Raw genomic sequence first — 20981 nt, 5'->3', positions numbered from 1 at the left:
TTACTTGCATGATAATATCTATTAGCGTGTTTAAAATAGTATGCGGATTGTTTATTATTTTTTTTTGTTGTAAAAGAATTCGCCTAATGTTGATAAAATGAAACATAACACAGAAACATCTTGAATCTTTTCAAAATATGGAATGATAATATTTTTTACGTCTTGTTCAAAGTCATCTGGAAAATCATTAAGAACAAAATTGTATATCATTAACAAATAATAATAAGGTCTCTGTGAAGGATTGTCTTGATTAACGATTTGTAAACCCTTATTTAACCATTCCTTAGCATGCTCAAGCTGACTCATTTTGGCACACTCTCTTACAATGGAATAAATGGTTACAATGGTTCTAGAGACATCCCCTTTTTTTAGTTCAATGCTCTTATTATAATGCTCTAGCCCTTTTTCAAAATTTCCTTGCCTAAAATAAACGGTACCTAAATTTGTTTCTATTGTACCTAGTAAATCTTTATAATTTACTAAACTACTTAACTCCCTAGCTTTTTCATAAGCTTCTATAGCCTTTTGATAGTGTTCTTGCCTTTGGTAAGAGATACCTAATATAATATGACAATCAGCGCAATGATTTAACTCGTATTGGGATTGATAAAGAGGAAGAGCTAGCCCGATATACTGAAATACATTTGAATTCTGAAGGTTTTTACTATAACCAAATGCAATGGAATAATAGAAATGTGCTTTTTCTAATGTAGAAAGAGTCAGTTTGTTAAAATACTTCAATGCTTCTTCATACTTTTTTACAGCAGATTGAATTGCGTGCATTTTAACCTCATAGTCACCCCAGTGCTTAAAATAGTAATAAGATTCTTTGGTAGAAAAATCCTTCAAATTAGGCTGAAGGTTGTTAATGAGGGTTTCGCATTTCTCATAATCTTGAATTAATAAATAATATCTGATTTGAAGAATAGTAAACAGTGTATTCTTCTTAGTACTGTTTTCGGTAGCATTGATTACTCTTATTAATTCTTCGGACTGTTTTACATTTCGTCGAACTAGGTACTCCGAAAGCTCCTTTAATGTATTTGAAGTTTCTTTCTTACTCTGGGGATAGGGTGTAATTCCTAGGCGCTCAAATAATAATTCCATAATTTCTGGACTTGGTTCAACTTGATTATTTTCTATCTTGGATAAGTAAGACGTAGATATTATTCCATGAGCTAGTTCGTCTTGATTCCACTGTTTTCTAATTCTATTTAGTTTAATAAGAGATCCTACGCTCAACTTATTATCACCTCCCTCCTTTCTATATCTTAATATTATGAAAATTATAATTATAATTTTGTCGAATTTCTATAGGTAAATTGAAATAAAAATAACTAAGTTTCGACAAAACTTAGTTATCTTTTACCAATATAGACATCGCTCGCTCTGCGAGAGGGTTGAATAACTGAATCAATGAACCAATTCCAAGTGTAATAATGACCGTACCAATTCCAATAGGACCTTTAAATAGAAAGGCAAAGAGTAATGCCGTTACCTCTGCGATGGTCTTAGCAACCATAAGATTGACATGTAACCGTTCCTTAATAGCCATCATAAATCCGTCGATTGGATTAAGAGGGAATTTGTGAGCTTGAATATACAAAGCTATACCAAATGCAATTAAGCACATGCCAATAAGTAGTACGACTATTTGAGATACCTTACCTTCTGGTGACCAGTTGATTAGAGCGAAAAGTAACCAAAAGTCGATAAAAAGACCTACTAAGAATATCGTAATAGCGGCTAAAACATCAGGTCGTTTCTGAAGAATCACACTATTTACTCCAATTAATACGATCCCCACAATGATAGCCCAGTTGCCAACGGTCAAACCAAAGGTAGTAGAGAGGCCAACGCTAAGGGCATCCCATGCTCCAGTACCAAGTTCCGCTTTGATGGTTAAGGTTACCCCTAAACCTAAAACAAATAATCCTAAGAGATAAAATAAAAATTGAGCTTTCATTCGCAAATTTCCTCCGATGCTCGTAATCGTTCCACACGGTTCTGTCCAATATTTTATATCTTCTAGAACTCAATCATTATAACACTTAACTGAAATGAAAAAATATACGTTATATTCATTTAAAGCAGGGTAATAAGAATGAGAAGAAAAATGAAGGTGGGTTCTTATGTTTACTCTTCAAGATATGGGCGGCTTTTTTCTTTCCGTCTTTATTTTATTGCCAATTATCTCAGTTATACATCAATTAGGACATGTTATTTTCGCATGGTTATTCGGAGGCAATGCGAAGTTTATTGTTGGAAGAGGAAAACGTTTAGTCAAGATAGGGGAAATTGAAGTAAACAGAGTATATTTTTTGGATGCATTTTGCGAATATAAAAATTTAAAATGGGACAACAGGTGGACACATTCTATTGTGTATTTAGGTGGGGTAACCTTTAACGTTGTGCCGGTGTTTATATTAAATACTTTCATTCATAAGGGAATCGTACCACCATCTGCTATATTTGAGCAGTTTGGCTATTTCTCCATCTATTTTGTCTTTTTTTGCGCTAATTCCCATTTACTATGGTAAAGGTCATCCGAGCGATGGAAGGGCCTTGTATGAAATTTGGAAGCATGGTAAAAAGCTAGATGTAATAGACTAAGTGATCTAGTAAAAAGCCATAGGGTTTACACCACCTATGGCTTTTTTGCTAAGTTTTTTATACTATTGATTAAGCGGTTTTTTTCTTCCTCTGCAATGAATAACCCTATACCGTAATAGTATCCACCATCAAAGGACGTTTCCTGCCACACAATCTCTCCTTCTATGGCAAATTGTTCACCTAATATGGAGAAATGCACCTCTAAGAGAATCGTTCTTTTTTTACTGTCAGGTAGGTTGAAGGTCGTATACATTCTCATTCCTTTGGGACTAAGATCAATCATTTGCGCCTGACCACTGGAGGATTCTATTGGTTTTCCGTCTATTTTCGTAAGATGAAATAAAATAGGGAGGGGTTCTCCGAAGACATAACGAAATGCTTCGCCTCGTTTGTATCGCATTCTATCACCTCCATGGGAGATATCCGTACTGTTATGGCTATTATTATCTATAATTAAAAGCATGAAAACAAGTAAAACTGTCATTTTTCCACTACTTTTTAGAACTATTGTCGAACTGCTTTTTTATACGCATAATTTTAGTATAATATTTCCATAACGCTATTAACTCCTGAACAAAGGGGGAAACCGTACGTATGGATAATCAGTTGACCGCTCTCTTAATAGAGCAAAAAAGAGAACAAATGCATCAATATGCTAGTTTATTTGGATTTACTCATGAGAAAACAATACAGTGCAGCCAAGAATTAGACCTCTTATTAAATAACTTAACGAAAGAAAGAACTAGAGGAAATAGTAAAATTTATTCCGGTTCCTTTTTCATGAGTAACAAGCCTGGAAACGTTTGCGCTCATCTAATCAGTACGATTCATTAAAGATATAAAAAGGGGCTACGATTTGCCCCTACTTCTGCTGTATGTAACTCTAGTGCCAGGTTCGTAATAATAATAATAAAATAGCAGTAATCAATGTGATTCCAACAATAGAGTAAATAAAATCAATCATTCCATCAACAAAGGCTTTTCTTTGTTGCTCTCTACGGTAGCTTCGAGGTATCTTTCGTGGATAATTAGATGCTCTCAAGTAACCCCACCTCCCATTTATCAAGTCTAATCGAAACCTATCTAAAAGACAAATTTCGATAAAAACATGATAAACTCCTCTTTTTTTGTTTAAATTAGGAGAAAAGTCTATATAAAAAAGGCTGTTTTCACAGCCTCTTAATAGAAATTCTTATTTTTTAATAAACATTTGTGTCCAGTATGTTCCGTACGATCCTCCTTTGCTATATCCTACTCCTATATGTGTGAAATCTCGACTAAGGATATTAGCGCGATGTCCCTCACTATTCATCCAATCTTTAACCACTTGAGAAGCGGAGGTTTGGCCAGCCGCGATATTTTCTCCAGCAGAGCGATAGCTAATGCCAAAGTTCTTCATCATGTCAAAAGGAGATCCATATGTAGGGCTAGTGTGAGAGAAGTACCCTTTATTTTTCATATCATCCGATTTGTAACGAGCAACGCGTGATAGCTCCCAATCTGATTTTAACGCAGGTAATCCGTATTTAGCGCGTTCTTGATTCGTCAACGAAACAACTTGTTCCTCAATAGATTTTGTGGCATCAATATTCGGAACGGTTACTTTATCACCAGGGTAAATCAAGGCAGGGTTTTTAAACTGTGGATTAGCCTGAATAATTTCAGACAATCCAATTTGATACCTAACAGCAATCTTCCAAAGACTATCTCCTTTCTGAACAGTGTACACATCGGCCGCATGTGATACGCCAGTGCCAAAATAACCAAAGACAAGAGTGAACATAACGACGGTGAATAAAACTTTTAATGTTTTCATGAACATATCTTGTGCAGAATTAAAAAATATATGAAAAAATTTGTAATAAATGATTAGGTTGGTCATCCTATGGGTAAGGAAAACTATAAACTTAGACACGAACATACTAAATTAAAGTAGGTGCAAAACTTGAGTAATCATAACGAAAAATTAATGTCGATGATACAAAAGTTGTCAAGTTCTGGAATTAGAGCTTCAAAGTGTAAATCACGTAGAGAGGTTCTTGAGCTAACGAAAGAAATGTCTGTTCCTAAGATTCCTTAATATTATAGTAGGTTGTCTTGGTATAATCGTTCCTATATGACCATAGTTTTAATGTAAGGGAGGGATCGCCATGCGCTATACACGTATGTTTGATATGGAAAATCTTCAAGCGATTCGTAAAAAAGCAGATGAAATCTCTTACATGTGTTTAAGCAATCATACAGATCAAGATATCGAACGATTAAAATCAGCTCTTGACCATGTGAGTAGGGCATTAAGTATGTTTGCAGAGTTGGAAATTCAAAGAATGATGGACGGCTCTATCTCCTATGATCCAGAAAGTTATATAAAAGGAAGGGTTCGACTAGCTCACAAAGCGGTCATAGTTCCACAAAATGACTCATTTCCAGCCTAACATCTAACATACGTTAGATGTTTTATTTTTTAAAAATAGGCTTTGTTAAAGAGTATTGTTGATTTTTGCTCATTTCCAGCTGTTGATTGGAGCAAAATGGTGAAGACTCCTGCAGGAAATAGCGGTTGGTGGAGACTTCGTAGGCCTGCCGAGGACTTTGATTCTTTTTCCATGAATTCTCACCGCACGAAGGAAAGTGGAGCTATTTTATGGAAATCGGACAGCGTTGTTTAACAGAGCTTAAAAATAAAATTGCCCATTCGGGAGGGAAGAAGATGTATCAGCACATTCTGTTACTAGTAAATGGACAAGCAGGAAAACAACAAATTCAAGAAACGCTTAAAATTTGTTTACCCCCCTTACTTAAAAACTCAGAATCTGTGACAGTAAGAGAAACCAAATATCCATCTCATATTGAAGAAATATGTAAAAAAGAAATAGATTCATATGATTTACTCATTGCAGTGGGAGGTGATGGTACGGTACATGAGAGTATTAACGGAATCATGTCATTACCATCTGAGAAGCGACCTCCTTTTGGCATTATCCCAAGTGGCACGGCAAATGATTTATGCCGAGGACTAGGGCTTCCTTTAACGGTAAATGAAGCCGTTGATGTAATCGTAAATGGACATCCTAAGCCATATGATGTCGTACGTGCGAACGATCGACACTTTATCAATTTTCTAGGAGTAGGTCTCATTACAGAAACCTCTCAAAATGTAAATAAGCAACTAAAAGAAACGTTAGGAAAACTAAGTTATTATGTGAGTGCATTTAAGACTGTAACAGAGACAGCAGCCTTTTCTTATCAACTAAGAGCGGATGATGAAATGTATGAAGGAGAGGCCGTTTTCATTCTGGTAGCCAACGGAAAGTTTGTCGGTGGCCAAGCCCTACCTTTTGATCAACTATCATTACAAGATGGTTGGGTAGATATATTCTTGGTAAAAGAAGGGGGATTTCAGCTAGTAAAGGAGTTCCTTCAAGCTAAAACCAGCGTATGGGATGAGAAAAGGTCAGAGATTCAGCGGATCCGAGCCAAACAGGCAGTGCTAAAAACAGGTACTGAGCAAATGGAAGTGGATATGGACGGGGAAGTGTATATGAAAACCCCCATAGACCTAAAGGTGTTACCGGAACCGATTTACATTATAAGATAGTCAAACGTAAAAGCTGGACACCTAAAGGAGTGTCCAGCTTTTGTATTGGTATTAAGCAGTATGCTGTTTTTTCTGAACAAATTTATAAATACCCCATACGGCGATGAGAACAATAGCCACAACGAGCGTAACTACTGTGAAGTTTTCCGAGATAAATGCTTCTGCTTCCGCCCCTAGGAATACAATAAGAGCAGCCTCTAAAAAGAAGCGTATACCACGGCCGATAAGGGACCATAAGAATAGGACTCCCAATGATAGGTTAGACACCCCAGCAAATACAGTAAATACCTTATAAGGAATAGGAGTGAATCCCGCGATTAAAATAGCTAATGGACCGTACTTGGAAAAAAGGTTTTCTACCTTCTCAATTCGTTCTTCAGAAATAAAATAACGTAAAACCGGTCTGCCGAGCTTTTTACCAATATACCATCCTAAAAATGCTCCAAGGGCCGAAGCCAATGTCGTAAAGGCTGCATAAAGAAACGCACGGTCAGGGTTTGCTAGAGATAGAGGAATTAAGATAAAATCTGGTGGGATAGGGAAAAAAGAAGATTCCGCAAATGAAACAACAATCAATCCCCATACTCCATATTCTAAAAGCCATTCTTCGACTAGGTGAATCAGTTCTGACATAACCATACTCCTTCAACAATAGACTAATTGGACATTAACCAAAAGTATAGCATGTTCTCCTATATACTTTCTATTTTTTAATTAATTTAATGTATTGTTTACAATTATCGACAATATCTCGTTCATTTCTCGGGAAATAACAGGGGAAATAGTGAAAAGAAGTTGTTGAAGCATTCATAAAGAAACCGCCCATTTCTGGACGGTCAGTGACGATTGGTTAATTTTGATTGGATGAGAACATATAATCTCTATGATAGAACCTCATACTAAACAGTATTCCCATTGCAAGCATATTTCCCATAAGAGAGCTCCCTCCGTAGGAAATGAAGGGGAGTGGAATTCCTGTAATAGGAAGAAGTTGAATGGTCATTCCAATGTTTTGGAATACATGGAAGGTAATCATGCTAATGATTCCTGCACACACATATCCATTAAAAGGGTCCTTCGTGTCAATGGCCGTTTTAGTAATGTGATAGATCAGCATAAAGAATAAACTAATGACGACACTAGCCCCTAAAAATCCGTATTCTTCACCGATTACACTGAATATAAAGTCTGTGTGATTCTCAGGAAGATAGACCACGCTTTCTTGGTATCCTTTTCCTGTAATCTGACCCGATCCAATGGCGAGTAATGATTTTACTAGATGATAGCCTTCACCACTTGAGTAATTATAAGGATCAAGCCAGGAGTAGATTCGTCCAAATTGATAGGGTTCGACTCCTAAATATTTTTCCAAAATGTCAGGGCGATAAAGAACGAAGGCCAAAACCGTTCCACCAAATAACGTAATAGAACCGTAGACCGGAAGAATAATTTTCCATGTAATGCCGGATACAAGAATGATCCCCGTAATAATCGCAATCATGACTAAGGTTGTTCCAAGGTCGGGTTGTTGCATAATTAGACCTAATGGGGGAACACTGACCAGTCCAATCTTCATTAAAAGAGTGAAATCAGTTTGCACGCTTTTATTTGTCACCTTTTCGTGATGGGTAGAGACAATTCTAGCTAGAATTAATATTAAAAAAATCTTCATAAATTCAGAAGGCTGAATGGACCCAACAGGGGTTTGATACCAGCTTTTTGCTCCGTTTATGGGCCTTGCAATAGTCTCCGGTGCTATTAAAAGTCCAACTAGTAGTAACATACCAAACCCATAAAAATACCAAGACAGTTTCTTAAATTGTTCAGGCTCTAAAAATAAGCAGCCTGTGATGATACCAGCTCCTACACCGTACCAAAATATTTGCATAAACATAAAGTTTCTTCCGGCGTATTGTCCGGTCACTTGGGCACTAGAAATACCTAGAATACTAACAGCTAAAAAAAGTAACAGCAAAAAGGCTAGATTCCAGTCAAATTTATCAGTAAAGTTTTGGCGGTTTTCCATACGATTTGATTCACCTAATTTTGTTTATTGTCGTTTATACTCTATCAAAGAAAGAATAAAACTACAATGAACAACCTCTCCCATTTTCATTTCCTTTTTAGATCAGTTGAAGTAAAAACCAAGTGGCAATGGAGTAGTAGACGATTAATGAAAATATATCGTTAATCGTCGTAATTAAAGGCCCCGATGCTACAGCTGGGTCTAGGTTTAGTTTATATAATAACAATGGAATAATCGTTCCGGCCATCGTTCCAATTACTAGAGTGATGATTAGAGATAATCCAACAACTAAGCCTAAATAAATATTACCTTGCCAAACATACGCAATAATGGTTATTAATACTCCACATACTAAGCCGATTAAAATGCCAACACCAAATTCCCTGGCTACAAGACGAGTTACGATTCCTTTATCAATATCACGTGATGTTAGTCCACGAACGACGACCGCAAGAGATTGTGTACCGGTATTTCCTGTCATCCCTGTGATGAGAGGCATAAAATAGGTTAACGCCACCACTTGAGATACGGTCCCTTCAAAAAAAGAAATAATGCTACCAGAAACTAGCCCGATAAATAATAAGGGAATGAGCCAAGGTAATCGGCGGTAGGCGGCGACAATCGCCTTTGTGTCAAAGTCAATCGCTTTACCTGAAGCGGATAGTTTCTCAATATCTTCGGTCGCTTCTTGAATGAAAACGTCGATAATATCATCAACCGTAATGATTCCAATTAATGTATAATAGTCATCGACTACAGGAATGGCGTTAAAGTCGTAACGCTCAATCAGTTTTGCGGCCTCTTCTTGGTCCGTATAGGCCGTAACGGAAATGACTCGTTCGTACATAATGTCGTGAATGTGATCATCAATTCCTGCAATTAAAAGATCTCGGTATGAAACAACTCCTACAAGCTTTCTTCGCTCGTCCACTACATACAAGTAATTAATTGTTTCAGCAAACTCTGCAAAGGATTTAAGCTTATCAATGGCGTCGCGCACGGTATAATCCTGCTTGATCCAAACAAATCGATTGGTCATTAATCGACCAGCTGTTTCAGCAGGGTAAGATAGGATGGACTGAACAATCGTGGACTCTGTATGAGTCATATCAGTTAATACCCACTGGAGTCGCTCAGGAGATAAGTCATCAAGTAAGGAGGCTAAGTCATCGTTATCCATATCATCGAGGACTTTTCCAAGCTTTTCTTTTCCTATGAGTTGAAGGGCGTGAAATTGGTCTTCTGGATCTAATTCCTGAATCATATCAGCCAAATCAGATATATTCATATAGAGTAAACATCGAGTTTTATGTTTTTCGGGAATATCCTTATAGATCTTCGCCATATCATAAGGTTGTAGTTCTTCAATTAAACGTTCAACCTCATTCCTCTTACCTTCTTTTAAATAGTTTATAATCTGTAGGAGCAGCTGATCTTCAGATAGTAACGTATTCATCGCATTACCCTACCCTTCTATGTATAGTTTTAAAAATTTATTGTCAAACTGTAGTCGTTTTGTTACATGATTAATGAAACTCTTTGATAAAATAATTTTATGACATCCTCTCTAGTTAGAAAAGGGGTGGAACGATGAGTGATGTAAAAGATTTTGTTTTTATAAAAAGTAACCCAAGGGATAAATCTGTTCATTTAGCGGGTATTGAATTTCATGAATTTATGAAAGCGCAGACGACTCCTTTGCAGCACTTGCTTTTACTGAAGCACCAAGTGCAGGCGACCTCTTTTAATATGCATACCCTTTTTGAGTATGTGCCAAAAGAAGAGATTCCACAATTACTAAAAGAGAATGGAAAGCCTTCTGGAGATTTTTGTTGGCTCGACTTTGCGGACGATAGTGGACTAAATGAGCTCACAGAACAGGAGATTGCAGAGCTACTTTATTTAGGGCATACGATGAAACATTTAACACCACCTTTTTACCGTAAGCTACAAAATGAATTTGTGTACTTAACCGAAGAAGATGGGTATGCTAATAAACTATATATTCAACAATTCGAGAAAATTTATGAATGGCTAGGCGTGATCCTTTCAAGAAAGATCCGCCATGCCAAAAAAGAGCGACGATTATTAGGTAAGGCTAAGGATATCGATGTACTATCCATACCTCCCTATGCTTTTCAGCCGCTACTAAAAGCAATGGATGACGGTCTTGCTTTTTCTGTACTTCAAACGAAAGTGTCGAGACAAAAAATTGAAATGCCGTTTTGGCGTATATCCGATTATACGACCTTTGATTTTATGTACGATGAATATGAGATGCGTTCCAAAGAAAAGCCTCATGGTTATTTAGTGTATGACCGTAAGCAGCAATCATGGAGCGCGGTCGTTCTGACAAAATGAAAGACCCTTGGATAGGTCTTTCATTTTGTTTTAGAGGATACTTTATGAAAAAAACTTTCTAAAGGAGAAACTAGCATGATTGTATTTGATCCGCCAGTAGAGAGAACCATTTTAGTCGATAGACCGAACCGATTTATTCTCCATTGTCAACATGAAGTAGAAGGGGAAATTATAGTACACCTTCCAGACCCTGGTCGGTTAAAAGAGCTTGTGTATCCAGGCGCGGTTATATGGGTGCAGCGAAACCATAATCCTAAAAGAAGAACACAGTGGTCGGCTTGTCTGTGTGAGACGCCACATCATACATATGTGTCTTTAAATACACAGTTACCTAATCAGTTACTATATGAAGCCTTTCAAGAAGAACAGTTAGAAGAGTTTTCAAACTATAAATTAATCGGACGAGAGGTTACAGTAAAAGAGTCGAGGTTCGATATTGCATTGGAGCACAAGGAAACCAAACGAATAAAGCTTATAGAGATTAAAAGCGTCACATATTCACAAAACGGAGCGGGGAAATTTCCGGATGCTGTGACAAAACGAGGGACAAAGCATGTGAAGGAGCTTACAAAATTAGTCTCTTCAGGAGAAGTAGAAGGAGCTGTTCTATTCGTTGCTGGTCGTTCGGATATTGAAAGTGTGGAGCCGTATCCAGAGATCGATCCCGTTTTTTCTACAGCGATGAAAGAGGCTTCGGAGAAAGGAGTGGAGTTTTACGGGAGATTGTGTGAAGTGAGTCGCGAAGGAGTCAAAGTCAGTGGGAGAGTTCCAGTTCATACAGAAAGAAGGGGGACGTAATGTATCCAATTCGAGTGAGAGCGTGTGCCTTAGTGGTCGAACATGATTCTGTTTTATTAGTGAAATTTGAGGACGAGCATGGTGTCCATTACAATCTACCGGCAGGTGGTGTGGAGAAAGGAGAGTCTGTTAAAGAGGCGGTCGCAAGAGAAGCGTTTGAAGAGGCAGGAATAGAGGTAGAGGTAGAAGGCTTAGCATTTGTGTATGAATACGCTCCCCATCTAGTGCAGGATATGTATGGAAGTACACCGAGTTTACATATGATATTCCATTGTAGAAGAAATCAGGCAACGGAGCCTATTCTCCCTCCTAACCCTGATCCTCATCAAGTGGCAGTTGAATGGGTTCCATTACATCAATTACATCAAATCTTATTATTTCCCCACATCTCCACCCATATTTTCGAAAATGTCCAAAATCAAACAAAGATCCAATACATAGAAGAGCATCAACTTAAAGTCAAAATGTAAGCTAGCATACTGAATAAAAATCACTACCACAGTAAAATGAACAAAACAGGAGGGTGAAATTATGAAAAAAATCGGTTTAATCTTTATTTCTTTATTCCTTTTCCTCTCAGCATGCTCTCAAATGGAAGGAACATCATCAGATGTGGGAGAATCTTGGGAAGACATTGTAGCAGCAGCTGATGGTTCTGTAGTCAAAATTTTTATGTGGGGCGGCGATGAAGGGATTAACCGCTATATGGATGAGTGGGTTGCTCCTTACGTAAAAAGTGAGTACGGAGTCACATTAGAACGAGTACCGATGGATACAGGAGAAATCCTTCAAAAGCTCCAAACAGAAAAAGCTGCAGGTAAAGAAGAAGGTACGATCGACATTATTTGGATTAACGGAGAAAATTTTAAGAACGCTAAGAATGGAGAGCTTTTGTACGGACCGATTCAAGAAATACTTCCTCATTTTGCATCGTATTATGACACGGAATCTGACGTATATTCGTATGATTTTGGAACCGAGATTGCCGGATTAGAAGCTCCGTGGGGAAAGGTTCAGTTTGTTTTTAATTACGATGAAGAAAAAATACCGAATCCACCTACTACTGTTGAAGAGCTTGTAGCCTGGGTAGAAGAGAACCCAGGAAAGTTTACGTATCCCAACCCTTCTGACTTTACAGGAAACGCGTTTTTAAGACACATACTTTATAGCAGTGCCGGGGGATATGAAACTTTTCTTGAGGAAGGATTTTCTGAAGAATTAGCAGAGGATTCAAGTCAGGAGCTATGGACAATCTTAAACGATATGAAGGAAAACTTATGGAGAAGTGGTGACACGTACCCTAGCGATTTGACGGAATTAGACCGACTGTACAGTCAAGGGGAAGTCTGGATGACCATGGGATACAATGAAGCGCGAGCGGGTCATATGATTGAAGACGGCGTGTTTCCAGAAACAACAAAAAGCTTTGTGCTAGAAGATGTGGGTTCTATCGGAAATACACACTTTTTAGCCGTCCCATTTAATAGTCCCAATAAATCAGGGGCACTTGTTGCCATCAATGCGTTGCTAAGCCCAGAAGCTCAGTATGTCAAGATGACAGATGAATACTGGGGTGAGAGTACTCCTATTTCATTAGACAAATTAGATGATGAATATAGGCAAAAGTTTGAGGGGATTGAACGAAGTGAAGCGGTTCTTTCAAAAGAAGAATTAGATGCATCGTTTGTTCCAGAAATTGATGCGGGTTACGTTGAATGGCTAAAGGAGCAATGGACAGATGAAGTGGTGGAAAAACCATAAAACGATTTTGCTTTTGACGCCAGCTGCGGTCATCCTGTTCTCGTTAACAGGGTACAGCCTTTGGATGGCTATTAGTCAAAGCATTTCGTACCAAGGAGAAACCTCCTTATTTTATTACAAAGAGGTAGTGAGTGACGAGGCATTCTGGTCCTCTTTACTTTATAGCTTTCGAATAGCCTTTTTTTCTTCGGCCGTCTCCTTACTTATAGGACTGTGGTTAACAAGAACGTTTTACACGTATGTAAAACAAGGGGTAGGAAAGCTATTTGTGTGGCTCCCTATGCTGTTTCCTCATTTTGTAGGAGCCTATCTTACCCTCCTATTCTTAGGACAGAGCGGAATCCTCTCTCATATTGGATTTGAACTAGGGTTCATTACTGAACGAGAGCAATTTCCTATCTTGGTTCGGGATGAAGCTGGGGTCGGTTATTTTTTTGACGTACTTATGGAAGGAGATACCCTTTGTCGTCTTAATGCTGCTGCCCGTCTATGACACGTTAAATCGGCAAGTGACTGAAGAAGTACGGATGCTAGGTGGAAGTCATTTTCAAGCATTTAAAGTAGCAGAGTGGCCCTGGCTAGTACCAACCTTATTAGAGACAGGACTCATTTTATTCATGTTTATATTCGCAGCGTTTGAAGTGCCGTTTCTACTAGGCGTCACGTATCCTAAAATGTTCTCTATCCTTGCATACGATTGGTTTTATTCTGGAAATTGGGAGAACCGTGGGTACGCATTTGCTTCATTATCCTTGATTTCCGGTATCATTCTACTCATTACCCTATTCCTATTTTGGGTGATTCAGAAAAAGCGATGGCTTCTTGCTCATGGTAAAAGGGCAGGTGGAGGACCGTGACGAAAAAACGTTCATTTTTTACGATTGCAACCATCCTTTTTGTTCTACCAGTTTTAACCTTATTCTATAAAAGTTTCACCCAGATCCGTAGATGGGGAGAAGAGGGATGCTGCCGGTTTACATTAATGGGGTACCGGACGTTTAGTAGAGATCCTGCTTTGGTCGAAGCGATTTTTACGTCCGTCTTTATTGCTCTACTTGTTGTTTTTCTTAATATACTTATCGGGGTGACAGCAGGGAAGGCCCTAGCGTTCTATTCATTTCGAGGGAAAAGTCTAGTGGAAACATTGTTTATGCTTCCGCTCTTTTTGCCAACCATTATGATTGCACTTGGTCTCCAACTTGCGATGATTCGAGTGGGCTTAGCTGATACCTGGATCGGCGTTAGCATCGTTCATCTTCTGCCTACCGTTCCCTACAGCATTAAAATAATGCTCTCAGGCTATGAACGACTAGGGACCGCTGTCATAGAGCAGGCGAAAATGCTTGGAGCATCCCCACGGATGATCTTCCGTACAATTGAATTACCAGGAATTCGGTCGTCGATTCGAAGTGTCGTATTCTTATCCATCGTGATTAGTTTAAGTCAATACGTGTTAACGAGCGTGATTGGTGGGGGGAATGTAAAGACATTAGCAATGCTCTATTATCCGTTCACCAAATCACCGAATGATTCAGTCGTTGCTGCCTTTTCCATTGTGTTTGCCCTACTTCCTCTCGTTGGGATACTCATCGTTGAGGTAGCGATGCGTATTTATGAGAAATCAGGATTTTGGACAGTGAGGAGAAGTCAATGACATCATTTGTATCAATCGAACAGGCCACAAAAACCTTTCAAGACAATCGAATATTTCACTCTATTCATATTTCATTAGATCAAGGCGAGATCCTCTCTTTAGTTGGCCCTTCAGGTACCGGTAAAAGTACGCTACTCCGCTGTATCAGTGGTCTAGAAGAGTTTACTTCAGGAGCATTTTACTTGGAAGGTAAAGATGTAACAGCGGTCTCTCCGAATAAACGAGAGGTTGGATTGGTCTTCCAAAAAGCGATTCTATTCCCGCAGATGACCGTTTTAGAGAACGTCATGTACGGACTAAGACTTCGCACCTCAAAAAAGGAAGCAGAGAATCTAGCGAAAGAGTTCCTATATAATGTGAGACTCCATGAATACGAGCACTATTATCCAAATGAATTATCAGGTGGTCAGCAGCAACGTGTTGCCTTAATTCGTGCTCTCGTCTTGCAGCCAAAACTATTGCTATTAGATGAGCCGTTTAGCTCACTAGATGAAGAGATTCGCATGGAGATGCGTGAGTGGGTACGGTCGTTACTAAAGAAAAACGGGACCACTTCTATTTTCGTCACTCATGACAAACAAGAAGCTATGTTAATGGGCGACCGAGTGGGAGTTCTTCATGAAGGAGAGCTTCAGCAAATAGGCAAACCCCTCGAAGTGTATGAATCTCCGGCCACACCTTTTGTAGCCAGCTTTTTTAGTGAATCGGTGAGTTTGTCAGACCAGGGGTATATCCATTTAAAGGATTTACTATACGCGGTGCCGGGTGAAAAAGAAGCTGTGGAAGTAGGCGACGTTAAGATTTTAGGTAGTACGATTAGAAGCGGCGAAGAAATGGTCCATTTACACCTTTTAGATAAAGATATTCGGTATAGTGTTCCCGCAACCAAGCTTTTGGGTAGTGAGAGCGCAGAAGCAATCATCGCTTATGCTCCTGTTGAGAAAGTGAAGAGGTTTAAATAAGGGGAATATTGCTTGGTTGGGGTGTAAGGCTAAAATAGAAGATGAAGAATGATGAAACGTTCGCGCGGTGCCCAAAAGTGAGTTGCAGCGTGAGAAGAGCACCGCGCCGCGCCCGCGCGGTGCCCAAAAGTGAGTTGAAGCATGAGAAGAGCGCCGGGCCACGTCCACGCGGTGCCCAAAATGGAGTTGCAGCATGAGAAGAGCCCCGCGCCGCGTCCGCGCGGTGCCCAAAAGTGAGTTTTAGCGTGAGAAGAGCGCCGCGCTCCGCCCGCGCGGTGCCCAAAATGGAATTGCAGTGTGCGAAGAGCACCGCGCTGCGCCCGCGCGGTGCACAAAGAGAAGAAACATCGTGTGAACAGCACCGCGCCAAAATCATGACCAACCATCCTACAGAAAAGAGGGAAGAACACCGTGAAAAAGGGAACCATGTTAAAAATAGGAGGGTTCTTACTCATCCTCATTGCACTCATTTATTTTAGTCGGACTTATATCAATATCTCGGCTCCAGAGATTCGAGATTGGATTTTATCTTTTGGTTTACTTGCCCCCATTATATTTATTGTAATCTACACCGTTAGACCTATCATTTTATTTCCAGCGTCTATTTTATCTCTAGCTGGGGGGCTAGCGTTTGGAACGGTTCTTGGGTTTTTATATATTTATATCGGCGCTCTTGGGGGAGCGACGGTGGCTTTCTTTTTAGCTACTACATTTAATCGTTCGATTATTAAAGTGGAACAGTCGGAGCGAACGAGAAAAATCCGAGAGAAAATGGAAGAGAGTGGCTTTTTTTATGTATTTATTTTACGCTTAATTCCTCTATTGAACTTTGATTTAATCAGTTATTTAGCGGGGCTTTCACAAGTGAAGTACCGCGCGTTTATTCTAGCGACGGCCATTGGTATTATTCCAGGTACCTTTGCGTTTAGTTTTCTTGGTGACAGCCTTTTATCGGGAGACTGGACGAAAATTGCAATAGCCGCAGCTGTGTTCCTTGTTATTTTATTGATTCCGATTGTGGCGAGGGACAAAGTGAGAGCGTTGTTAGGTTTAAATAAAACAGCTTAGTGGAAAGGAGCGTACAATATGCTCGATACACATGCGAGGAAGTATGTTCAGCCTTCAATTGAACGAACGGCGAAGTCATTTTTAACTATAGGTCTCACCGCCAATGCAGTTACGGTTATTGCTTTCGTTATTGGAGCTAGTAGTGGATTGATCTATTATGCAGGATTTCCTATTTTAGCGGTCGCTGTTTTATGGATTTCAGGTTATCTAGATGCTGTAGACGGCACGATGGCGCGACTTACGAAGCCGTCACCTTTTGGGACCGTGATGGATATTACATTTGACCGGATTGTAGAGATTAGCGTCATATTAGGTGTGGCGTTTGTACATCCAGACAGTATGTGGGCACTCTTGTTACTGAGCGTATCCATTATTATCTCGATGACCATTTTCCTTACAGTTGGTGCAATATCTGAAAAGCAAGGGATGAAGAGTTTTTATTATCAGGCAGGGCTCGCTGAGCGTACGGAAGGGTTTATTTTATTTAGTGCGATGATGCTATTTGCTGATTATGTGCTATGGATTACACTACTCTTTTTTGTCATAGAGCTCTTTACAGGGTTTCAACGATTTTTTGAAGCGAAAAGAATACTTTCATAAGGGAGTGAATACAAGGTGAAACGATATGATGTCGTCATTTTAGGCGGTGGAGCTGGGGGATTAACAGTCGCGTCTGGTGCTGCGTCCCTTGGAGCAAAGGTTGCGTTAATTGAAAAGAGTGACCGACTTGGCGGGGACTGTCTCCATTTCGGATGCGTTCCGTCCAAAGCGCTCATTGAAGCAGCGAATGAAATTAACTACAGTTCCGTATTATCCCAATATGGGTTTGATGTCAGTGGACGAGCTACATTCTCTCATGTAAAAGAACGCGTCAAAGCAGCTATTTCAACCATTCAACACCATGACTCGGAGGATCGCTTTGAAAAGATGGGCGTAGATGTGTTCTTCGGTGTCGGTGAATTTGTCGATGAGCATCACTATTTACTTAAGGATGGTCAAAGTCTTTACGGAAAACGCTTTGTGATTGCAACGGGCTCAAGACCTATTGTGCCACCGATAAAAGGGATAGACAATGTTCAGTTTGAAACAAATGAAACGATTTTCGACCTTGAAGATGTACCAAGTAAAATGATTTTTATAGGCGGTGGTCCTATTGGCCTTGAATTAGCCCAGGCTTTCTCACGTATGGGAACTGAAACCGTAGTCGTAGACCGTTCGGATGATATTTTATCCAAAGAGGATGGTGAGATTCAACAGCTTGCGACAGAATTCCTACAGAAGGACATAGACTTTATTTTAGGCGTAGATGTGAAGGAAGTGAAGCAAGAAGGAGCCACAAAGACTGTGATTTATGAGGAACAAGGGGTAACAAAAGAAATTTCAGGTGACGCCTTGTTCTTAGGGGTAGGGCGCGCTCCCAACACGGATGGCTTTGGTTTAGAAGAAATTGGTGTCAAGCTAGACAAGCGAGGTCACATCCAAGTGAATGACAAGCTTCAAAGCTCTCATTCTCACATATATGGTATAGGCGACACGAATGGTCAATTCCCGTTCACTCACGCAGCCGGAATGGAAGGGAAACTCGTTGTGCAAAATGCGGTTCTTGGACTAGGAAGAAAGGTATCGTATAAAACGTTCCCCTGGACAACGTATACGACTCCTGAAATCTTTCATGTTGGGATGACAGAAGAAGAAGCGAAGGACACAGGGAAAGAATATCATGTGTATAAAAGTGGGCTAGATGATGTGGACCGTTTTGTTGCGGAGCATAAAACGACGGGAATGGTCAAAATCATTTCGGATAAAAAGGGGTATATCATCGGAGCTCATGCTATTGGAGAAGGAGCAGGGGACTGGATGCAAACGGTCATATTTGCAATGGAGCAAAAGAAAAAGGTAGGCGATCTTTCTCAGATGGTCTACCCTTACCCGAATCATGCGGCCGCCATTCAGCGAGCGGCTGATCAATACTGGCGTGAAAAACTATTTAACGGCATCGTACCAAAGCTAACCAAGAAATATATTCAGTGGTTCCGTTAAGATTCCACTGCCGCTAAAATGTCATAGGCTTTGTCGGTGTGAACTTGAAGGTGAATTCCCTTCTTGATCACGCCTTCTTTTTTTAGCTGACTCATGATACTGCTCGTTGTTTCTCTAGAGGAGCCAACCATATTCGCAATATCCTGATGGGTAAGTCGTAGTTTAATACTTTGCCAATCCTTCTTCCTGATTCCTGTTTTTTCACTAAGTTTTACAAGAAGATAGAGAATTCGGTATTTGACATCGGCTAAAGCAATTTTTTCTGTTAGGCTATAAAGCTCGGTTAGACGTTGAGACAGAATAGAAATAAACTTCAGCGCTATTGTTGGATTCCGTTCTAATAGCTCTTCGAAATCCTTTTTACCTAATACGCATAGGTAGCAGTCGGTCATTGCTTCTATGTATAAATCGTTATCCGTTAATGTTAAAGTGGACGTTTCTCCAAACACATTTCCATCTGTTAAAATATCCACCGTAAATTGTTTGCCCGTACTATTCATTCGGTACAACCGGACCTGACCAAACTTTAACAAAAATAGGGCAGAAAGAGGAGCAGATGGGGAAGAAATGAACGTTCCTTTTTTAATGGGTTTTGCTAACGTCATCCGTTCGACTTGTAGCAATTCTTCCTTCGGTAATTCTTCTAGTAAACTGATCTGAGATAAGAGAAATAATTTATCATCCATCTGTAACACCTCTTATTACGCTTATAGGGCAGCGAGCCAATTCCACTTTTGTGTGTCTAGCTCTGCCTGCCAATGACTAAAAGGACTTTCGATCTTGTCATCTTCAATAATTCAACAGCAAAATCGCTAACATGTATTATGATGTCAAGCCTCCATTCCGGCTGCGCATTTTTTTATACAGAATTCTTCTGGATAAAGGACTTATCAATCCAGTTTTTCAAGTGCCAAGCCCATCTACCTGATACTACTAACTGTTCATACACAAGAAAGCCACGTTTTCCTCCAGTGGAAAGGATAGCGAGAAATCTTCTTTGTGGGGTGTAGGTTTGCAAGGCTTCTCCTTTCGCTTGAGAGACTAAATTATGATAGAGAACAGGTCCTTGTCTGACGGCGTTGACTCCGTTTCTTGGAGTATCTTGATGGGATTCTAGTGAGATGCAGTCACCCGCGCCGAAAATCATGGGATAGAGATCTGTCTGTAGGTGAGAATTTAAAAGTAGGTACCCGTTTTCGTCTACGGGCAATTTAGATGATTTCAGTAATCGTGGTGCTGTAGGACCACCTAAATAAAGCACCTCATCATAAAGAACTTCATCACCTGCTTTTGTCACCAAGTGGGTCCCTGTTACACTACTTACTCTTTGTTGAATAGATCTGATTCCAGATTCTTCTACGATCTGCGCTAACCGTTTAGAAGCTTTTTCTCCTGTTTCTTCCATCACAGGAGAAGAGTGAATGAGCGTCACATGTACACCAGTGTGTTGCTTTTTATGCCAAGCTTGAAGGGATAAAGCCATTTCAACTCCAGCTGCACCTCCTCCAATAATGACAGGCTTCTCACTGCTTCGTAATTGCTCAATCTTTTCTGAGAACAAATGATTAGGTTTGATTTTTAAATTGTGTTGGTCTAGACCGTCAATCGTCGGATTTGTATTCAATGAGCCAATATCTAGAGAGAGTATGTCGTAATCAAGAATGTCTCCTTGATCTCCTAGTAGCTTTTGAGATTTAGGGTCAATGGACATGACGGTCATCTCTTTAAACGTAACATTGGCACTTAGACACAGCTTTTCTAGGTCTACTCTTATATCCTCTTCCGTATAGAGCCCCTCTGTGTATCCAGAGAACATGCCAGAGTAATATTGATAACGACTGCTTGAAACTAATATCCATTCAATGTTGTGGAAATAGTCTTCTTGTAGTTCTCTAAGGCAATGAAGATGAGCGTGACCGCCACCTACTAATACGATTCTCTTCATGATGATATCCCTCAAATTCCGCTTTTCTTTTACTATAACCAAATGATAGGAAGAATTCGAAAAAGTTGCCTATAAAAGCGGAAAAACTTTGAGGACCTTGTCCCAGAGTTTCATCTATTTAGAGGATACCGTATACTAGTATGGAACGAAAAGGA

At 39.6% G+C, this 20981-nt stretch carries 26 protein-coding genes; 16 read left to right on the top strand and 10 right to left on the bottom strand.

The genetic code is table 11. The features are described from left to right. Window positions 1–54 precede the first annotated feature (54 nt). On the bottom strand, window positions 55–1242 hold the full coding sequence (locus M44_RS19725; RefSeq protein WP_010170440.1) for a tetratricopeptide repeat protein: 1188 nt from the start codon (window positions 1240–1242) through the stop codon (window positions 55–57). Between the two features lie 112 nt (window positions 1243–1354). After that, the gene (locus M44_RS02005; protein WP_010170438.1) at window positions 1355–1966 is read right to left on the bottom strand and encodes a YczE/YyaS/YitT family protein; all 612 of its coding nucleotides are present in this window, start codon (window positions 1964–1966) and stop codon (window positions 1355–1357) included. A gap of 166 nt (window positions 1967–2132) precedes the next feature. Between M44_RS02005 and M44_RS19720 the strand changes: the two genes are divergently transcribed. Then, window positions 2133–2540: a hypothetical protein gene (locus tag M44_RS19720; protein ID WP_010170437.1), complete on the top strand. Its 408-nt coding sequence runs from the start codon at window positions 2133–2135 to the stop codon at window positions 2538–2540. Between the two features lie 107 nt (window positions 2541–2647). Here the strand turns inward: M44_RS19720 and M44_RS01995 are convergent, their stop codons facing one another. Then, window positions 2648–3013: a PilZ domain-containing protein gene (locus M44_RS01995; protein WP_010170435.1), complete on the bottom strand. Its 366-nt coding sequence runs from the start codon at window positions 3011–3013 to the stop codon at window positions 2648–2650. Between the two features lie 194 nt (window positions 3014–3207). Here M44_RS01995 and M44_RS19715 point away from each other — a divergent pair, with 194 nt between their 5' ends. Beyond that, complete coding sequence (locus M44_RS19715; RefSeq protein WP_010170432.1) at window positions 3208–3447, top strand: aspartyl-phosphate phosphatase Spo0E family protein; 240 nt, start codon at window positions 3208–3210, stop codon at window positions 3445–3447. Between the two features lie 49 nt (window positions 3448–3496). Here M44_RS19715 and M44_RS26680 read toward each other — a convergent pair whose 3' ends face one another. Beyond that, window positions 3497–3655 (bottom strand): hypothetical protein, encoded by a 159-nt coding sequence (locus tag M44_RS26680; protein WP_010170431.1) that lies wholly within the window; start codon window positions 3653–3655, stop codon window positions 3497–3499. Window positions 3656–3805: 150 nt separating this feature from the next. Then, window positions 3806–4429 (bottom strand): SafA/ExsA family spore coat assembly protein, encoded by a 624-nt coding sequence (gene safA / locus M44_RS01980; protein WP_010170429.1) that lies wholly within the window; start codon window positions 4427–4429, stop codon window positions 3806–3808. A gap of 153 nt (window positions 4430–4582) precedes the next feature. Here safA and M44_RS29740 point away from each other — a divergent pair, with 153 nt between their 5' ends. The 3 genes from M44_RS29740 to M44_RS01970 all read left to right on the top strand — a co-directional run bounded on the left by M44_RS29740 (window position 4583) and on the right by M44_RS01970 (window position 6211). Then, the gene (locus M44_RS29740) at window positions 4583–4693 is read left to right on the top strand and encodes a hypothetical protein (RefSeq protein ID WP_420167085.1); all 111 of its coding nucleotides are present in this window, start codon (window positions 4583–4585) and stop codon (window positions 4691–4693) included. 70 nt (window positions 4694–4763) lie between these two features. After that, window positions 4764–5048 (top strand): hypothetical protein, encoded by a 285-nt coding sequence (locus M44_RS01975; protein WP_010170427.1) that lies wholly within the window; start codon window positions 4764–4766, stop codon window positions 5046–5048. Between the two features lie 209 nt (window positions 5049–5257). After that, entirely contained in the window at window positions 5258–6211 is a 954-nt protein-coding gene (locus M44_RS01970) for a diacylglycerol/lipid kinase family protein (RefSeq protein WP_010170424.1), read from the top strand. A 51-nt stretch (window positions 6212–6262) separates the two neighbouring features. On the opposite strand, the gene M44_RS01965 is transcribed toward M44_RS01970, so the two are convergent. The 3 genes from M44_RS01965 to mgtE all read right to left on the bottom strand — a co-directional run bounded on the left by M44_RS01965 (window position 6263) and on the right by mgtE (window position 9693). Continuing rightward, on the bottom strand, window positions 6263–6844 hold the full coding sequence (locus tag M44_RS01965; RefSeq protein WP_010170423.1) for a YqaA family protein: 582 nt from the start codon (window positions 6842–6844) through the stop codon (window positions 6263–6265). A 217-nt stretch (window positions 6845–7061) separates the two neighbouring features. Then, window positions 7062–8237 (bottom strand): FtsW/RodA/SpoVE family cell cycle protein, encoded by a 1176-nt coding sequence (locus tag M44_RS01960; protein ID WP_010170421.1) that lies wholly within the window; start codon window positions 8235–8237, stop codon window positions 7062–7064. 97 nt (window positions 8238–8334) lie between these two features. Beyond that, window positions 8335–9693, bottom strand: a complete 1359-nt coding sequence (gene mgtE / locus M44_RS01955) for a magnesium transporter (RefSeq protein ID WP_010170419.1) — start codon at window positions 9691–9693, stop codon at window positions 8335–8337. A 134-nt stretch (window positions 9694–9827) separates the two neighbouring features. Here mgtE and M44_RS01950 point away from each other — a divergent pair, with 134 nt between their 5' ends. From M44_RS01950 to M44_RS01905, 11 genes are all read left to right on the top strand, one after another. After that, window positions 9828–10598: a hypothetical protein gene (locus M44_RS01950; RefSeq protein WP_010170417.1), complete on the top strand. Its 771-nt coding sequence runs from the start codon at window positions 9828–9830 to the stop codon at window positions 10596–10598. Window positions 10599–10673: 75 nt separating this feature from the next. Continuing rightward, window positions 10674–11396 carry a DNA/RNA nuclease SfsA gene (gene sfsA, locus M44_RS19710; RefSeq protein ID WP_010170415.1) on the top strand — a complete coding sequence of 241 codons (723 nt, stop codon included), beginning with the start codon at window positions 10674–10676 and terminating at the stop codon, window positions 11394–11396. Beyond that, window positions 11396–11866, top strand: coding sequence for an NUDIX domain-containing protein (locus M44_RS01940; protein ID WP_010170412.1), 471 nt, complete (start codon window positions 11396–11398; stop codon window positions 11864–11866). The genes sfsA and M44_RS01940 overlap by 1 nt, the downstream gene beginning before the upstream one ends. A 61-nt stretch (window positions 11867–11927) precedes the next feature. Continuing rightward, window positions 11928–13157: an ABC transporter substrate-binding protein gene (locus M44_RS01935; RefSeq protein ID WP_010170410.1), complete on the top strand. Its 1230-nt coding sequence runs from the start codon at window positions 11928–11930 to the stop codon at window positions 13155–13157. Further along, window positions 13135–13650 carry an ABC transporter permease family protein gene (locus tag M44_RS24575; protein ID WP_010170408.1) on the top strand — a complete coding sequence of 172 codons (516 nt, stop codon included), beginning with the start codon at window positions 13135–13137 and terminating at the stop codon, window positions 13648–13650. Before M44_RS01935 ends, M44_RS24575 begins: the two co-directional genes overlap by 23 nt. Beyond that, window positions 13592–14014 carry a hypothetical protein gene (locus M44_RS24570; protein ID WP_237705181.1) on the top strand — a complete coding sequence of 141 codons (423 nt, stop codon included), beginning with the start codon at window positions 13592–13594 and terminating at the stop codon, window positions 14012–14014. The genes M44_RS24575 and M44_RS24570 overlap by 59 nt, the downstream gene beginning before the upstream one ends. Beyond that, a complete protein-coding gene (locus M44_RS01925) occupies window positions 14011–14811 on the top strand; it encodes an ABC transporter permease (RefSeq protein WP_010170405.1) in 801 nt (266 codons plus the stop codon). The genes M44_RS24570 and M44_RS01925 overlap by 4 nt, the downstream gene beginning before the upstream one ends. Beyond that, the gene (locus M44_RS19700; protein ID WP_010170403.1) at window positions 14808–15773 is read left to right on the top strand and encodes an ABC transporter ATP-binding protein; all 966 of its coding nucleotides are present in this window, start codon (window positions 14808–14810) and stop codon (window positions 15771–15773) included. The genes M44_RS01925 and M44_RS19700 overlap by 4 nt, the downstream gene beginning before the upstream one ends. A gap of 411 nt (window positions 15774–16184) precedes the next feature. Further along, window positions 16185–16841 (top strand): TVP38/TMEM64 family protein, encoded by a 657-nt coding sequence (locus M44_RS01915; RefSeq protein WP_010170401.1) that lies wholly within the window; start codon window positions 16185–16187, stop codon window positions 16839–16841. Between the two features lie 18 nt (window positions 16842–16859). Then, on the top strand, window positions 16860–17441 hold the full coding sequence (locus M44_RS01910) for a CDP-alcohol phosphatidyltransferase family protein (protein ID WP_010170399.1): 582 nt from the start codon (window positions 16860–16862) through the stop codon (window positions 17439–17441). A 15-nt stretch (window positions 17442–17456) separates the two neighbouring features. Then, on the top strand, window positions 17457–18881 hold the full coding sequence (locus tag M44_RS01905; RefSeq protein WP_010170397.1) for a dihydrolipoyl dehydrogenase family protein: 1425 nt from the start codon (window positions 17457–17459) through the stop codon (window positions 18879–18881). Here M44_RS01905 and M44_RS01900 read toward each other — a convergent pair. Both M44_RS01900 and M44_RS01895 read right to left on the bottom strand, forming a co-directional pair. Next, window positions 18878–19567, bottom strand: a complete 690-nt coding sequence (locus M44_RS01900) for a Crp/Fnr family transcriptional regulator (protein WP_010170395.1) — start codon at window positions 19565–19567, stop codon at window positions 18878–18880. The genes M44_RS01905 and M44_RS01900 overlap by 4 nt on opposite strands. Window positions 19568–19740: 173 nt before the next feature. Continuing rightward, window positions 19741–20826: an NAD(P)/FAD-dependent oxidoreductase gene (locus M44_RS01895; protein ID WP_010170393.1), complete on the bottom strand. Its 1086-nt coding sequence runs from the start codon at window positions 20824–20826 to the stop codon at window positions 19741–19743. Window positions 20827–20981 lie beyond the last annotated feature (155 nt).

The sequence above is a fragment of the Bacillus coahuilensis m4-4 genome (assembly GCF_000171615.1).
Classification (GTDB): domain Bacteria; phylum Bacillota; class Bacilli; order Bacillales; family Bacillaceae_K; genus Bacillus_T; species Bacillus_T coahuilensis.
The sequence above is the reverse complement of the archived record's forward strand: the minus strand, read 5'-3'. Positions and strand labels throughout refer to the sequence as shown.